At 71.6% G+C, this 13,322-nt stretch carries 17 protein-coding genes; 8 read left to right on the plus strand and 9 right to left on the minus strand.

All coding sequences use genetic code 11. The features are described from left to right. Positions 1-8: 8 nt before the first annotated feature. Positions 9-791, minus strand: coding sequence for an IclR family transcriptional regulator (locus PSU4_RS02330; protein WP_147102264.1), 783 nt, complete (start codon positions 789-791; stop codon positions 9-11). A gap of 73 nt (positions 792-864) precedes the next feature. On the opposite strand from PSU4_RS02330, the gene PSU4_RS02335 reads away from it, so the two are divergent. Together PSU4_RS02335 and PSU4_RS02340 are read left to right on the plus strand one after the other, a co-directional pair. Beyond that, positions 865-2,133: a Rieske 2Fe-2S domain-containing protein gene (locus PSU4_RS02335; protein WP_147102265.1), complete on the plus strand. Its 1,269-nt coding sequence runs from the start codon at positions 865-867 to the stop codon at positions 2,131-2,133. Then, a complete protein-coding gene (locus PSU4_RS02340) occupies positions 2,133-2,351 on the plus strand; it encodes a hypothetical protein (protein WP_147102266.1) in 219 nt (72 codons plus the stop codon). The genes PSU4_RS02335 and PSU4_RS02340 overlap by 1 nt, the downstream gene beginning before the upstream one ends. Positions 2,352-2,551: 200 nt before the next feature. On the opposite strand, the gene PSU4_RS02345 is transcribed toward PSU4_RS02340, so the two are convergent. The 6 genes from PSU4_RS02345 to PSU4_RS02370 form a co-directional block, all read right to left on the minus strand. Beyond that, positions 2,552-2,920, minus strand: coding sequence for a Rieske (2Fe-2S) protein (locus tag PSU4_RS02345; protein WP_147102267.1), 369 nt, complete (start codon positions 2,918-2,920; stop codon positions 2,552-2,554). Then, on the minus strand, positions 2,917-3,120 hold the full coding sequence (gene thmT / locus PSU4_RS02350) for a 2-hydroxymuconate tautomerase (RefSeq protein WP_147102268.1): 204 nt from the start codon (positions 3,118-3,120) through the stop codon (positions 2,917-2,919). The genes PSU4_RS02345 and thmT overlap by 4 nt, the downstream gene beginning before the upstream one ends. A 29-nt stretch (positions 3,121-3,149) precedes the next feature. Then, positions 3,150-3,908 carry a 2-keto-4-pentenoate hydratase gene (locus PSU4_RS02355; RefSeq protein WP_147102269.1) on the minus strand — a complete coding sequence of 253 codons (759 nt, stop codon included), beginning with the start codon at positions 3,906-3,908 and terminating at the stop codon, positions 3,150-3,152. Then, complete coding sequence (locus PSU4_RS02360; protein ID WP_147102270.1) at positions 3,905-4,714, minus strand: 2-keto-4-pentenoate hydratase; 810 nt, start codon at positions 4,712-4,714, stop codon at positions 3,905-3,907. The genes PSU4_RS02355 and PSU4_RS02360 overlap by 4 nt, the downstream gene beginning before the upstream one ends. 76 nt (positions 4,715-4,790) lie before the next feature. Beyond that, a complete protein-coding gene (locus PSU4_RS02365; RefSeq protein ID WP_147102271.1) occupies positions 4,791-5,585 on the minus strand; it encodes an IclR family transcriptional regulator in 795 nt (264 codons plus the stop codon). Then, positions 5,582-6,268 (minus strand): hypothetical protein, encoded by a 687-nt coding sequence (locus PSU4_RS02370; protein WP_147102272.1) that lies wholly within the window; start codon positions 6,266-6,268, stop codon positions 5,582-5,584. Before PSU4_RS02370 ends, PSU4_RS02365 begins: the two co-directional genes overlap by 4 nt. A gap of 128 nt (positions 6,269-6,396) precedes the next feature. Here PSU4_RS02370 and PSU4_RS02375 point away from each other — a divergent pair, with 128 nt between their 5' ends. From PSU4_RS02375 to PSU4_RS02390, 4 genes are all read left to right on the plus strand, one after another. Then, the gene (locus PSU4_RS02375; protein WP_147102273.1) at positions 6,397-7,311 is read left to right on the plus strand and encodes a catechol 2,3-dioxygenase; all 915 of its coding nucleotides are present in this window, start codon (positions 6,397-6,399) and stop codon (positions 7,309-7,311) included. Between the two features lie 93 nt (positions 7,312-7,404). Beyond that, positions 7,405-8,334 (plus strand): catechol 2,3-dioxygenase, encoded by a 930-nt coding sequence (locus tag PSU4_RS02380; RefSeq protein ID WP_147102274.1) that lies wholly within the window; start codon positions 7,405-7,407, stop codon positions 8,332-8,334. 34 nt (positions 8,335-8,368) lie between these two features. After that, a complete protein-coding gene (locus PSU4_RS02385; RefSeq protein WP_147102275.1) occupies positions 8,369-9,397 on the plus strand; it encodes a histidine phosphatase family protein in 1,029 nt (342 codons plus the stop codon). A 4-nt stretch (positions 9,398-9,401) separates the two neighbouring features. Continuing rightward, positions 9,402-10,214, plus strand: a complete 813-nt coding sequence (locus tag PSU4_RS02390) for an IclR family transcriptional regulator (protein WP_147102276.1) — start codon at positions 9,402-9,404, stop codon at positions 10,212-10,214. A 40-nt stretch (positions 10,215-10,254) separates the two neighbouring features. On the opposite strand, the gene PSU4_RS02395 is transcribed toward PSU4_RS02390, so the two are convergent. Continuing rightward, positions 10,255-10,728 carry a nitroreductase/quinone reductase family protein gene (locus PSU4_RS02395; RefSeq protein WP_147102277.1) on the minus strand — a complete coding sequence of 158 codons (474 nt, stop codon included), beginning with the start codon at positions 10,726-10,728 and terminating at the stop codon, positions 10,255-10,257. Between the two features lie 61 nt (positions 10,729-10,789). Here PSU4_RS02395 and PSU4_RS02400 point away from each other — a divergent pair, with 61 nt between their 5' ends. Beyond that, positions 10,790-11,413: a TetR/AcrR family transcriptional regulator gene (locus tag PSU4_RS02400; protein WP_186816701.1), complete on the plus strand. Its 624-nt coding sequence runs from the start codon at positions 10,790-10,792 to the stop codon at positions 11,411-11,413. A gap of 39 nt (positions 11,414-11,452) precedes the next feature. On the opposite strand, the gene PSU4_RS02405 is transcribed toward PSU4_RS02400, so the two are convergent. Then, the gene (locus PSU4_RS02405) at positions 11,453-12,613 is read right to left on the minus strand and encodes a cobalamin-independent methionine synthase II family protein (protein WP_147102279.1); all 1,161 of its coding nucleotides are present in this window, start codon (positions 12,611-12,613) and stop codon (positions 11,453-11,455) included. Positions 12,614-12,697: 84 nt separating this feature from the next. On the opposite strand from PSU4_RS02405, the gene PSU4_RS02410 reads away from it, so the two are divergent. Continuing rightward, complete coding sequence (locus tag PSU4_RS02410) at positions 12,698-13,309, plus strand: TetR/AcrR family transcriptional regulator (RefSeq protein ID WP_147102280.1); 612 nt, start codon at positions 12,698-12,700, stop codon at positions 13,307-13,309. The last annotated feature ends 13 nt before the right edge of the window (positions 13,310-13,322 follow it).

Raw genomic sequence — 13,322 nt, forward strand, 5'->3', positions numbered from 1 at the left:
CCGTCAGGTTAGGCGTGGCCCAGCCGTCGGGACAGGACCGCTGCTGCCTCGACGACGGCCTCCCGGATCCGTTGCAGCGCAACGGGTGCGGCGCGCGCGGTCGGGGCGGCGACCGACAGTGCCGCGAGGACGACGCCGTCGGCGCCCCGCACCGGCGCCGCGCACGACACGACGCCGACGCGGCTCTCCTCCCGGTTCTCCGCCCAGCCGCGCTCACCGATCTCGCGCAGCCGCGTCCGCAGGACCTCGACGTCGACGATCGAGTACGGCGTCGGCCGCTGCGGACGCCAGCCGTCGAGCCGGGCGTCGAGGTCGGCGGGAGAGAGCGCCGCGAGCAGGGCCTTGCCGGTCGCGGTCGTCGTCGCCGGCAGCCGGGTGCCGACCCGGGAGAAGATCCGCACCGTGTGCGGGCTCTCCAGCCGGTCGACGTACACCGACTCCAGCCCGTCGAGCACCGCGAGCTGCACGGTCTCGCCCGTGCTCTGGCGCAGCACCGCCATCACGGGCAGGGCGGCCTCGTGCAGGTCGAGCCGGGGTGCGACGGCGGCGCCGAGGTCGAACATCGCCAGCCCCAGCCGGTAGGACCCCGCCGCGGTGCCGCGTTCCAGCAGCCGCTCCGCCGCGAGCGTGGCCAGCATCCGGTGCACGGTGCTGGTCGCGAGCCCGAGGCGTCGTGACAGCTCGGAGACGCCGAGCTCGCGGTCGGTGCGGGAGAACTCCTTGAGCAGCCGCGCGGCGTTGCGCACCGACGTCAGCTCCCACGACGGCCGTTGCTGCCGGTTTCCCTCCATGCGGGAAGGATTCCTTGTCCCGGCCGGCGGTGCCACCTACGTTTCGGCGACCACCACGAGCAGGGGAGCACCGATGCTGACCGCCGAACAGAACGACGAGCTCACGCAGGTCGACGCCGGCACCCCGATGGGTGAGGTGCTGCGCCGCTACTGGTACCCGGTGGCGTTCACCCGCGAGCTCGCCGAGTTCCCGGTGAAGCGCGTCGAGCTGCTCGGGGAGTTCTTCGCCCTGTGGCGCTCCCCGTCCGGCCGCTACGGCATCGTCCCCGAGGCGTGCCCGCACCGGAAGGCGTCGCTGGCCTACGGCGTCGTCGAGTCCGACGGCCTGCGCTGCCCATACCACGGCTGGGTCTTCGACGAGGCCGGCGCGTGCGTCGAGCAGCCTGCCGAGCGCGACGACACCCGCTTCGGCGCCCGCGTCTCCGCCCAGGCCGGCGTGGCCGAGGAGATGGGCGGACTGGTGTGGGCCTACGTGGGCCCCGGCCCCGCGCCGCGACTGCCGCGGTTCGACACCTACGTCATGGAGGGCTTCCGCGACATCGGCTGGGCCGACCTGCCGTGCAACTACGTCCAGATCATGGAGAACGCCGTCGACCCGCACCACGTCGAGTGGCTGCACGGGCGGTACTTCCAGTTCATCGGGCGCCACGAGGGCTTCACCTCACCGGCGTCGTTCGCGAAGAAGCACCAGAAGGTGGGCTTCACCCCGTTCGAGTGGGGGATCATCAAGCGCCGCGTGCTCGAGGGCGCCAGCGAGGACAACGACGACTGGAAGGTCGGCCACCCGCTCGTCTTCCCGTACAACATGCGGGTCGGTGGCGGTGGGGTGCACCAGATGCAGATCCGCGTCCCGATCAACCGCACCACGACCCGGTTCATGCTCTACACCGTGCACCGCCCCGACGAGGGCTACGAGCACGTCGAGCAGCCGGTGGTGCCCGACTACAACATCCCGGTGGTCGACGAGAAGGGCCGCCACGTCGTCAACTACGTCGAGGGCCAGGACATCATGGCCTGGGTGACCCAGGGTGCGATCACCGACCGGACCACCGAGCACCTCGGGCGTTCCGACATCGGGGTCGCAATGCTGCGCAAGATGTTCCGCGAGCAGATGGACCGCGTCGCCCGCGGGGAGGACCCGCTCGGCACGATCCGCGAGGAGCACGAGCGCATCGACCTGCCGTGCGAGAAGGACAAGTTCCACGCCGGCGCCCAGTTCGCGCTCGACTTCTGCGACATGGGCTCGACCCGCTTCTCCCCGATGCTCGACGCGATCAAGAAGATCCACGTCAGCGCGGCGGAGCGGGTGGCGTCCGGGTCGGCGTCGGGGTCGGGGTCGTAGTGCAGGCGCCTCCGGACCGGCGGTTCGCCGCCGACGCCGAGGCACATCGTCGTGACGCGCCCCGGCACTGCCCGGGCTGCGGCGCGCCGCCTGCGATCGTCACCGAGTTCTGGGAGGGCACCGCGCGCCGGTTCTACTGCTCCTGCTCGGGGTGCGGCTGGACGGGGGAGATCACCCCGACCGGTGACGTCGCCGTCGGCCACGAACCGGAGCACTGACCCGCGCACCCGAATCCGAGCGTGTGATCAGCGCAGCGTGCCCGCGCTGATGACACGCTCGGTTTCATGCCTCGCGACGAGCGTGTCGTGGGAGCGCTCTCCGGGCGCTCGTGACACGTTCGCGCCCGCTCGCGCCGAGATGCGCACCAGGGCTGTCCGCCCCGGTTCGGCGACGCTCAGGTGCATCTCGCGGGGAGGGGTCAGGGGGTCTCGCCGCGGGCGTGGGCGCGCAGGCGCTGCGACATCGACAGCGCGGGAGGCTTCTCGCCGACGTCGGCGACCCAGCCGTCGTCCGCGCGCCGGACCGGGTAGACACCCAGGCGCAGCGCGGGCTGGGTGAGGCACTCGCCGGTGGCGAGGTCGAAGCGGTACCAGTGCCAGGGGCAACGCAGGACGCGGCCGTCGACCTGCCCCTCGACCAACGGCCCCTTGTTGTGCGGGCACAGCGGGTCGGAGACCAGGTACGACCCGTCGACGACGTGCACGGCGAAGGTGCGCCCGTCGTCGGAGCGCAGCAGCCGCGCCCCCTCGCCGGCGACGGGATCGCCGCCGAGGGGGAGCAGGGTCATCGGCGTCCGCTCGCCCGCAGGTCCGCGAGCGACTCGCCGCCGACGAACCACAGCTCGGGCTCGCACTCGTTGACGACGACGCGCACGGCCTCCTTCGGCGCCCCGATCGACTCCTCGACCGCGGCGGTGACCGCGGCGCCGAGGGCGGCGAGCTGTTCGGGGCTGCGACCCCGGGCGAGGGTGATCTGCACGAGCGGCACGGTTCCTCCAGGAACGACGTCGGGACAGGTCAGCGGCAGCCGAGCTCGAGCGATCCGATGCGGTCGATCGAGGCGACGACGACGTCACCCGGCACGACCGGTACGGCGGCGGTGAGCCCGCCGGACAGGACGACGTCGCCCGCGCGCAGACCCTCGCCGTCGGCGGCCATGCGGCGCACCATCCAGGCGACGGCGGCCGCGGGGTGCCCGAGCGAGGCGGCACCCGACGCCGTCGCGACGACCTCGCCGTTGTGTTCGAGGACGACGCCGACGACGCGCAGGTCGATGCCGTCGAGCGGCACCGGGGTGCCGACGACGAACCGGGCCGCGGAGGTGTTGTCGGCGACGACGTCGGCCATCGTGAACTTGTAGTCGCGGTAGCGGGAGTCGAGCACCTCGATGCCGACGGCGACACCGGAGGAGGCGGCGATGACGTCGGCGGCGCCGACGTGGGGCCCGGCCAGGTCGCGGCCGAGGACGAAGACGATCTCGGGTTCGCAGCGCGGCTGGATGAGCTGGCCGGTGTCGAGGGGCTCGCCGATGTCGAGGGCGCCGCTGCCGGGCAGGAAACCGTAGACGGGGCTGGACACCCCGACCTGGGCCTGCTTGGCGCGCGAGGTGACGCCGAGCTTCCAGCCGACGAGCGGGCCGGCCGCGTCGCGCAGGACGCGCTGGACGGCGTAGCCGGCGTCGAGGTCGAGCTCGGGGAACTCGGCGTTGAGGGAGTCGATGGCGGTGCGTTCGGCGACGGCCTTCTGCAGGCGGGTCGCCAGCTCGGACGTGTTCATGCGCTCTCCTCCGCGGCGGCGGGGTGTCCGACGCGCGCGGTGACGGCGCCGAGCCGGTCGAAGTCGGCGCGGAACACGTCGCCGGGCTCCATGGGGACGGCGGCGTGCAGCGCGCCCGTCATGACGATGTGGCCTGGTTCGAGCGCCACCCCGTTGGCGCCCAGCACGTTCGCGAGCCACGCGACGACGGCGACGGGGTCGCCCAGTGCGGCGGCGCCGGCCCCGGTGTCGACGAGCTCGCCGTTGCGGGTGAGCGTCATCCCGAGCAGCCGGGTGTCGACGCCCTCGATCGGCACGATCCGCGACGAGGTGACGACGGCGCCGCAGGAGGCGAGGTCGGCGACGGTGTCGGCGAGCTTGATGCGCCAGTCGGCGATGCGGGAGTCGACGATCTCGAACCCGGCGACGGCACCGGCGATGGCCTGGCGGGCCGCGGTCACGGTGACGCCCGGGCCGGCCAGCCGCGAGCCCATGACGAAGACGATCTCGGCCTCGGCCTTGGGGGCGATGAAGCTGGACGGGTCGATGACGTCGCCGTCGGCGTAGACGGTGGAGCCCAGGACGGGCGAGTGGTCGGGGGAGTCGACGCCGATCATGCGCTGCATGGGCTTCGACGTCAGCCCGACCTTGTGGCCGACGATCGTGTCGCCGTCGGCGAGCAGCAGCGGGACCAGCTCCTGCTGGATGGCGTAGCCGTCGGCCATCCCCAGGTCGGGTTCGGCGTCGGTGAACGGCGCGATGGGCACGCGGGTGCGCCGGGCTTCGTAGAGCGCCCGGGCCTTGGCGGGCGCGTCCGTCACGGGCATTTCTCTCCTCGTGCTGCTGTTCGGGTTCCGACGATCGTCGCGGGGCGGCCGAGGTGTGTCAGCCCGCCCGTTCCGCTCAATGGACCGGTGTCGCCGCCCGTCGTTCGTCCTGGGGCACCCAGCCGAGGCGGCGGGACACAGCCTCGCCGGCCTCGACGAGCAGCCGCGCGTAGCGGCGGCGCGCGACGGCCCCGAGCCGGGCGGAGGGGGCGCCGATGCTGACGGCGGCGACGACGTCGCCGTGGACGTCGCGGATCGGGGCGGCCACCGAGGTCACGCCGATCTCGCGTTCGTCGACCGACCGCGCCCACCCCTGCGCGCGCACCCCGGACAGCTCGGCGCGCAGCAGGTCGGGATCGGTGACCGTGTGCGGGGTGAATCCGGCCAGTCCGGCGTCGAGCACCCTGTCCAGCAACGGCGGAGGCAGGTGAGCGAGCAGCACCTTGCCCGAGCTCGTCGCGTGCGCTGGGACGCGGCGGCCGGTCTCGGTGAACAGCCGCAGCGAGTAGGCCGACTCGAGCCGGTCGACGTAGACGACCTCGGCGCCGTCGAGCACCCCGACCTGGGACGACTCGCCCGTCTCCTCCCGCAGCCGCACCAGGACCGGCCCGGCCGCGGCGTGCAGGTCCAGGTGGATCTTCACGGCCTCGCCGAGCTCGTAGACGACGATCCCCAGCCGGTAGCCACCGGTGCGGGTGTCCTGCTCGACCAGGCCCTCGTTCGCGAGCGTCGTCAGCAGGCGGTGGACGTTGGACTTCCCGATCCCGAGGCGCCGCGACAGTTCGGAGACGCCGATCGACTCCTCGCGGGTGAGGAACGCCTTGAGCAGCCGGGCGGCGTTGGTGACGGTGGAGAGCGGGGCGTCGGTCACGACGTGGGTCTCCATTCGCTGCGCCCACCCACCGACGCGAGCAGTGCCTTGCGGATGGCGTCGGGGTCGAGACAGTCGGCCGCCTCGGCGACGCCCGCGTTGTGCGGCGAGATCGCCCTGGCCAGCAACGCCTGTGCATGCGGCAGGCCCGCGGTCGCGGCGCCGGCCAGCTCGTCGACGAGGTGCTCGCGGCCCCGGACGCGGCTGCGGATCGTCTCGAAGTCCCGCGCGGCGGCCGAGTGCCCGCTGGCGAGGCCCGACCCGACGTGTCCGGCGTGGTGCGGTGTGAGCCCCGACCCGGGCTGGGCGACCACGTGGTAGACGACGGTACCGACCCCGAGGGCGGCCTTCACGCCGTCGTAGGCGGGGCCGTCGTTCTCCTCCAGCGTGCCCAGCGACGGGACGACGACCGGGTCGTAGAACCGCAACGTCCACGTCAGGCCGTCGAGCGATCCGGGGACCTCGACCTCCTGGCCGCGCAACGGGCCCAGGCTCTCGCGGGTGGCGAGCAGGTGCAGGTTCCGCACGCCGACGGCGGCGACCGTGACGGGCCGGCCGCCCGCGAGCAGCGGCATCGCCCCGCGGACCGCCGGCGCGAACGTGTCGGCCTGGGCCAGGTAGGCGCGGTGCAGCGCCGTCACGTAGTCGGCGACGGCGGCACGCATGTTCTCCGGACTGCTCATGACCTCACTCCGGGCTGTGTCCGAGCCGCAGGTGTTCCGATTTGCGGAACAGCAAGTCTGTTCTCCGGAACGCTAGGGCGGCTACCGTCGACACGTCAAGACGCCCGCCACTCCAGGGAGCTTGCGCCGTGGGGATTCTCAGACTCGCTCACATCGACGTCCGCACGCCGGACCTCGACCTGTCCGCCGCCTACTACACCGAGGTCATGGGCCTGCAGCAGGTGATGCGGACCGACGACACCGTCTACTTCAAGTGCTGGGACGAGGAGGACCACCACTCGCTGCGGATGCGCTACAACCCCCGCACCGGGCTCGACTCGTTCACCTTCCGCGTCGAGTCCGAGGACGACCTGCACGACTTCGAGAAGCGCGTCGAGGCCTACGGCTGCCCGACGACGCGCGTCAGCCGCGGCGACGCCGTCGGCCAGGGAGAGTCGCTGCGGTTCGAGGTCCCCAGCGGACAGATCATGGAACTGGTCTGGGACCTCGAGAAGACCGGCAACATCCTCGGCAAGCACAACCCCTCGCCCGTCCCGCCGCCCGACCTGGCCGGCATCGCCCCGCCCCGGATGGACCACATGCTGGTCAACGCCGAGGAGGTCGCCGAGGCGTCGCGCTTCTTCATCGACGTCCTGGGCATGCGGCTCACCGAGCAGGTCCTCGACGGCAACGGCCACCAGCTCGGGGTGTGGCTCGCCGGGCGCACCAACTCGCCGCACGACATCGCGATCGTCAACGGCCCCAACGGCGCCCTGCACCACTGGGCCTACTGGCTCGACGACTGGGACCACATCCGCAAGGCCGCCGACACCCTGGCCTACAACGGCGTCCAGATCGACCAGGGCCCCACCCGCCACGGCGTGACCCGCGGCAACACCATCTACTTCTTCGACCCGCTCGGGATCCGCAACGAGGTCTTCACCGGCGGGTACTGGGTCGATCCCGACCACGAGATCATCACCTGGACCGAGCAGGAGTTCGGGAAGGGTCTCTTCTACTACGAGAACGTCATCAGCCAGCGCTTCCTGCGCATGCACACGTGATCTACCCGCCCCGCCGGTTCCGCAGGCTCCACCGGCTTCCATCCCCGTTCCCGCGCGAGAGCCGCTGCCTCGGTCGATGAAGGAGTCCACCACATGCCCGACCGAATTCTCAGGCTGCAGCACGTCGAGGTCCGTGTTCCCGACCTCGAACTGTGCACCGCCTACTACACCGAGGTCCTCGGCCTGATCGAGACCGCTCGCGACGTCCGCGACGGCGTCGACCGCGTATTCCTCAAGTGCTGGGACGAGCAGGAACACCACTCCGTCGTCCTGCGCCAGGCCCCGACCTACGGGCTCGACCACATGTCGTTCAAGGTCGCCGACGCCGCCGACCTCGACCACTTCACCGACAGGCTCGAAGCCGCGAGCGTGCCGGTGAAGCGCTTCGCGGCCCGCGAGCTCGGGCCCGGCTGGGGCGCGGCGATCCGGTTCGAGGCACCGTCGGGGCACCTCGTCGAGCTCGTCCACGGCATGGAGCGCGTCGGCAACATGCTGCCGATGACCAACCCGCCGCCCCGGCCGCAGGACCTCGTCGGCATCGCGCCGCCGCGCCTGGACCACGTGTTCGTGATGGCCGAGGACGTCGAGGCGTTCACCGCGTTCTTCACCGAGCTGCTCGAGTTCCGGCTCACCGAGCAGATCCTGGCCAACGACGGCCACCAGCTCGCGACGTTCCTGGAGCGCAGCCACACCCCGCACGACGTCGCCGTCATCACCGGACCGAACGGCGGGCTGCACCACTTCGCGTTCTGGATGGACGACTGGAACGGAATCCGCGACGCGGCGGACACCCTGGCCTACCACGGCGTCCAGATCGACGTGGCGCCCACGCGCCACGGCGTGACCCGCGGTTACACGACGTACTTCTTCGACCCCGTCGGCAACCGCAATGAGCTGTTCACCGGCGGCTACTGGGTCGACCCGGACTTCGAGCCGATCACGTGGACCGAGGAGGAGATGGGGCGGGCCATCTTCTACTACCACCGCGAGGTCAACGAGCGCTTCTTCACGGTGCACTCATGAGTGCCGACGTACGTCCTGTCGCGGAGGCACAGTCATGACCGACGCCCGCAAGCTCGACCGCTACGAGGCGCCGAACTACCTGGCGAAGTACCGCGAACGCCGGGGCGGTGGTGCCGCCCCCGAGCAGAACGGCTCCGACGGGACCCCCCTGTATCTGCGCCGCTTCCGCGAGCGCGGCGCGGCCACCACCGTGGCCCCGCCGGCGCCGACCGTCGAGTGGGAGGGCGCGACGTTCACCCCCGCCCTCGCGGAGGCCACCCGCGGCAAGGAGATCGCCGCCCCGGTCGAGCGCAAGGCGTCGGAGAAGGTCGTCTGCGAGATCTCGATCATCCGCCACGGCGTCACGCAGGGGTACTCGACCGACGCCGGCCTGACGCCCATGGGTGGCTGGCAGGCCCACCGCCGCGGCCACGAACTGGCCCGGCGCTGGGATGCGGGCGACAAGGTGCGGCTGGTGTGCGCGGCGACGAACCGCGCCCGCCAGACCGCCGAGCAGATCTACCGCGGCGCCCGCGACGGCATGCAGATGTGGGGCCACGACGTCGAGCTGTCCGAGCCCGAGGCCATCCCCGAGCTGCGCAACTTCGGCGTCTGGACCCCCGACGGGCTGCGTGACGTGACCTCGGCGTTCCGGCAGTACCAGGCCACCATGGAGAAGCTGGAGCGGATGGCGGTGGGGGACCGGCCGCGCTGGCTCGTCGAGATCGACCGCTTCTACCGGACGCAGCTGGGCGGGGCCGACCCGATCCAGATGTGGCTGACGATCCCGATGATGTACTTCGAGCCGCCCGCGCTGTGCGTGCGCCGGTTCTGGCGGGGCTTCCACCGGCTGATGGCCGAGAGCCCCGGCCACAGACGGATCGTCGCGGCCACCCACTCCGGGCCGATGCGCGCCTTCGCGACGTGGGCGCACGGCTACGACCCCGGCGAGCCCTTGAACACCGAGGAGATCCGGGTCAAGCTGCGCGAGGGTGGCCGGACCGCGTTCGTCTCCTACCGCAACCGTGTGACCGAGGTGCACGTGCCACCCGCCGACGAGTTCCCGGCCTGGGACGAGGTGTGAGCCCATGACGGTGCTCGACGGACGGCCGGTCGTCGTGGAGGACCCCGATGCGGGCGAGGGCCCGCTGCGGTCGGTCGCCATCGCCATGGCGGTGCTCGACTGCTTCGGCGAGGAGCCCGAGCTGGGGGCGACGAAGGTCGCGCAACGGCTCGGCGTCGCCAAGAGCACCGCGTGCCGGATGCTGGCGGCGCTCGCGTCGGGCGGGCTGCTCGAGCGCAGCAACGCGGGCCGCTACCGGCTCGGGCTGCGGCTGTTCGAGATGGGCCAGCTCGCCGTCGACCGGTTGATGCTGCGCGAGGTGGCGCTGCCGGTGCTGGGTGAGCTGCGCGACGTGCTGCGCGAGACCGCCCAGCTCGCCGTGCCCGTCGGTGCCGACGTGCTGTACGTGGAGCGGCTGGAGAACTCCGACGTCGGCATCATGTTCCACACCGAGCTGTACCGGCGCGGGCCGGGCCACTCGTCGAGTGCGGGCAAGGCGATGGCGGCGGTGAACCCGGCGATGGCCCGGGCGATCCTGGACCGCGGGTTCGTGCGGCGGACGCCGTTCACGATCGTCGACCCGGGCCGCTACCGGCAGGTGCTGCGGCAGGTGCAGGTCGACGGCTTCGCGGTGTCGCGGGAGGAGCACACGATCGGCATGTCGTCGATCGCGGCGCCGGTCGTCGTGACGCGTGGTGACCGGCGGGTGGCCGTCGCCGCCATCTCCGTGGTCGGGCGGACGGCGAGCATCCTGGGCACACGCAAGATGGCCGTCGTCCAGAACGTGCGCCGGGCCGCGGCCGCGGTGTCGGCCGAACTGGACCGCTCGACCCCCTGACCCTGTGAGCGGCAATAGTCGCTGTAGCGACTATTGCCGCTCACGACTCCGCGAGGCGGGCGCGGTAGGGCCGGAGCCGGACGAGGGTGATCCGGCGCTGCACGCCGGCCTGGTACTTGTCGTACATCCCGCCGATCGCGCGGAACCGCTCCCACGCTGCGGCGTGGTCGGCGTCGGCCACCGGTTCGGCGACGACCGCGCGCCTCTCGCCGCGGATCTCGATCTCCGCGTACGGGCTCGCCTGCAGGTTGAGCCACCACTGCGGCTCGGCGTCGACACCACCGTTCGAGGCTGCGACCAGCACGTCCTCGCCGTCGCGCACGTACAGCAGCGGCACGGTGAACTGCGTGCCGCTGCGGCGACCGGTGTGGGTGAGCAGTACGACGTCGCCACCCCGGAACCGCCACATCGACCTGCCGCGGAACGCCCGCAGCATCGCGGTGTGCAGTGGCCCGAAGCGCCGCATGACGGCGGTCGCGCGGCGGTCCTGCGGGGTCATGGTCGCGGTGGTCATGGCGTCTCCTCAATTCGCTCTAGTTACGACTCTATGAATTGAGCAGTGCTACAGTCAAAGGGTGGCAACGCGTTCCTACAACTCCGCTCTGCGCGACGAGCAGGCCCGGCGCACCCGCGCCACGGTGCTCGACGCGGCGATCCGCTGCTTCGAGCGCGACGGCTACGCGGCCACCACCATGAAGGCGATCGCCGCGGAGGCGGGGGTGTCGGCGCAGACCGTCTTCACCCAGGGCGCCAAACCCGCGCTGCTGCTCGCCGCCGTCGACCGCGGATTCACCGGCGACGACGAGGACGTCCCGCTGTTGGGCCGCGACGCGTTCCGGGAGTTCATCGCCGAACAGAACCGGCCCCGCAAGCTCGCCATGCTGCGCGAGCTGGCTGTCGGTTACTACTCCGGCGCTCCGACGATGCTGCGGGTGTTCCGCAACGCGGCGGGCGGCGACGCCGAGCTCGCGGCGGCGTGGGAGGAGTACGAGCGGCGTCGCTACCAGGACATCCGCGCGATCACGGAGTCGTTCGCGCCCATGCTGCGCCTCGACGTCGACCGCGCCACCGACATCTACTGGTCGCTCGCCGGCCTCGAGCTCGCCGACAGCCTGATCCGCCTGCGTGGCTGGACCGTCGAGGAGTACGCGGACTGGATGGCCGACGCGGTCGAACGGCTGCTGCTCGAGAGCTTGTGAGTGGCGATAGTCGCTATAGCGACTATCGCCACTCACAGCTCAGTAGAGCCGCTGCGTCGCCAGCCGCGCGCCCTCGGACAGCGCGCGGAACTTCTCCCACACGACCGTCGGGTGCACCTCGGGGTGGAACGACGCGCGCGAGGAGAAGCCGCAGTCGGCGCCCGCGATGACGTTCTCCTTGCCGACGATCCCCGCGTACAGCTCGATCGTGTCGGCGATCAGCTCCGGGTGCTCGACGTAGTTGCTCGCGTGCCCCAGCAGCCCCGGGATCAGGACCTTGCCGTCGGGGAGCTTCACGTCGCGCCAGATCTTCCACTCGTGCTGGTGACGGGGGTTGGCCACCTCGAACGAGTAGGCGCCCGCGTTCACCTTGAGCATCAGCGGCGCGATGTCGCGGAAGGCCAGGTCGTGGATGCGGGGGCCGTGGTTGAGGCCGTAGCAGGTGTGGAGGCGGATCTTCTCCGTCGGAATGCCGCGCAGCGCGTGGTTGAGGATCTCGATGTGCTGCTCGGCGTCGCGGACGCGCTGCTCGGGTGTCGTCGCCGGGTTCTCCGAGAGGTACTCGATGAGCCACGGGTCGTCGATCTGCAGGAGGAAGCCGGCGTCGACGATCGCGAGGTACTCCTCGCGCAGCGCCTCGGCCACGGCGGCCAGGTACTCGCCGTGGGAGCCGTAGAACTCGTTGCGCCCGAACCCGCTGGGGCTCGTCGAGGGCAGGAAGGCCTCCGTGACGGAGCCGGGCGCGGCGGCGATCGCGGCCCGCAGGTTCTCGACGTCGGTCCGCAGCTGCGCGTGGCCGTCGTAGGTGATGGGCCCGGTGCAGACCATCGTCGTCATCGGGGAGACCTGGTCCTTGTACTTGCCCAGGTAGTCGGCGTAGTAGCCGGGGAACGCGTCGATCTCGACCTGCCACGACGGCGGCATCAGCTTCTCGCCGGTCCCGGTGTCGAAGCCGGTCAGCCGGTCCTTCACGTAGGTCAGGAAGCTGACCTTGCTCATCTCGCCGTCGGTGACGACGTCGATCCCCGCCGACACCTGCTCGCGGACGACCTCGTCGACGGCGGCGGTGACGCGCTTGGCGTACCCGTCGACGTCGTAGGGGCGGCCGTGTTCCTTCTCCCGCATCACCTCGAGCAGGTCCCGCGGCCGCGCGAGGCTCCCGACGTGCGTGGTGAGGATCCGATCGTCGCTGCGCTGCATGGTCACCGACGCTAGGAGCCCGCGAACGGCCGGGCCAGGGCGTTGTTCCCGCTCAGCGAACGCGGCCCGCGTTAGGCTCCCGGCATGCCCCGTCCCAGTCGTTGGTCGGAGATCCTCGTCGCCGCGGGTGAGGAGTTCCGCGAGCGCGGCTACGAGACGGCGACGCTGGAGAGCATCGGCGCGCGCGTCGGGATCCTGAAGGGCAGCATCTACAACTATGTCGCCAGCAAGGAGGAGCTCCTGCTGGCGGTGGTGGAGCAGCCGGCCAAGCAGCTGCTCTCCGAGCTCGACCGGCTCAACCAGGACACGGGCAGCAGCGCCGCGGTGCGCCTGCGGGAGCTGATCCGCACGCAGGTCCGCATCTTCAGCGAGTGCTATCCGGCGGCGTTCGTGTACCTGCAGCACATCCGGATGAGCGGCGAGCGGTTCGACGAGTTCCGCGCGATGGACGCCCGCTACATGGCGGCGGTCGAGGAGCTGGTCGCCGAGGGGGCCCGGACGGGGGAGTTCTCGCTGGCGGGCGATGCGCGGACGACGGCGCGCGCGATCGTCGGGATGCTCGACTGGATGCAGCACTGGTTCACCCCGCGCGGGGAGAAGGCGGACCGGGAGCTGGCCGACCAGCTGTTCGCGATGGCCCTCGGCGGGTTGGCGGCGGGCGGCGGCGTGCACGCGCTGGCCCGGGGCCTGCCCTGAGCTCGTGAGTGGC

The organism is Pseudonocardia sulfidoxydans NBRC 16205 (assembly GCF_007989085.1).
In the GTDB taxonomy this organism is placed as follows: Bacteria; Actinomycetota; Actinomycetes; order Mycobacteriales; family Pseudonocardiaceae; genus Pseudonocardia; species Pseudonocardia sulfidoxydans.

What these genes read in the sequence shown, in the direction of transcription:
- PSU4_RS02335 (WP_147102265.1), top strand. Translation starts at nt 865, where the DNA reads ATGCTGACCGCCGAACAGAACGACGAGCTCACGCAGGTCGACGCCGGC.
- PSU4_RS02330 (WP_147102264.1), bottom strand. Translation starts at nt 791, where the DNA reads ATGGAGGGAAACCGGCAGCAACGGCCGTCGTGGGAGCTGACGTCGGTG.
- PSU4_RS02355 (WP_147102269.1), bottom strand. Translation starts at nt 3,908, where the DNA reads ATGAACACGTCCGAGCTGGCGACCCGCCTGCAGAAGGCCGTCGCCGAA.
- PSU4_RS02370 (WP_147102272.1), bottom strand. Translation starts at nt 6,268, where the DNA reads ATGAGCAGTCCGGAGAACATGCGTGCCGCCGTCGCCGACTACGTGACG.
- PSU4_RS02405 (WP_147102279.1), bottom strand. Translation starts at nt 12,613, where the DNA reads ATGCAGCGCAGCGACGATCGGATCCTCACCACGCACGTCGGGAGCCTC.
- PSU4_RS02380 (WP_147102274.1), top strand. Translation starts at nt 7,405, where the DNA reads ATGCCCGACCGAATTCTCAGGCTGCAGCACGTCGAGGTCCGTGTTCCC.
- PSU4_RS02360 (WP_147102270.1), bottom strand. Translation starts at nt 4,714, where the DNA reads ATGCCCGTGACGGACGCGCCCGCCAAGGCCCGGGCGCTCTACGAAGCC.
- PSU4_RS02390 (WP_147102276.1), top strand. Translation starts at nt 9,402, where the DNA reads ATGACGGTGCTCGACGGACGGCCGGTCGTCGTGGAGGACCCCGATGCG.
- PSU4_RS02395 (WP_147102277.1), bottom strand. Translation starts at nt 10,728, where the DNA reads ATGACCACCGCGACCATGACCCCGCAGGACCGCCGCGCGACCGCCGTC.
- PSU4_RS02410 (WP_147102280.1), top strand. Translation starts at nt 12,698, where the DNA reads ATGCCCCGTCCCAGTCGTTGGTCGGAGATCCTCGTCGCCGCGGGTGAG.
- PSU4_RS02345 (WP_147102267.1), bottom strand. Translation starts at nt 2,920, where the DNA reads ATGACCCTGCTCCCCCTCGGCGGCGATCCCGTCGCCGGCGAGGGGGCG.
- PSU4_RS02385 (WP_147102275.1), top strand. Translation starts at nt 8,369, where the DNA reads ATGACCGACGCCCGCAAGCTCGACCGCTACGAGGCGCCGAACTACCTG.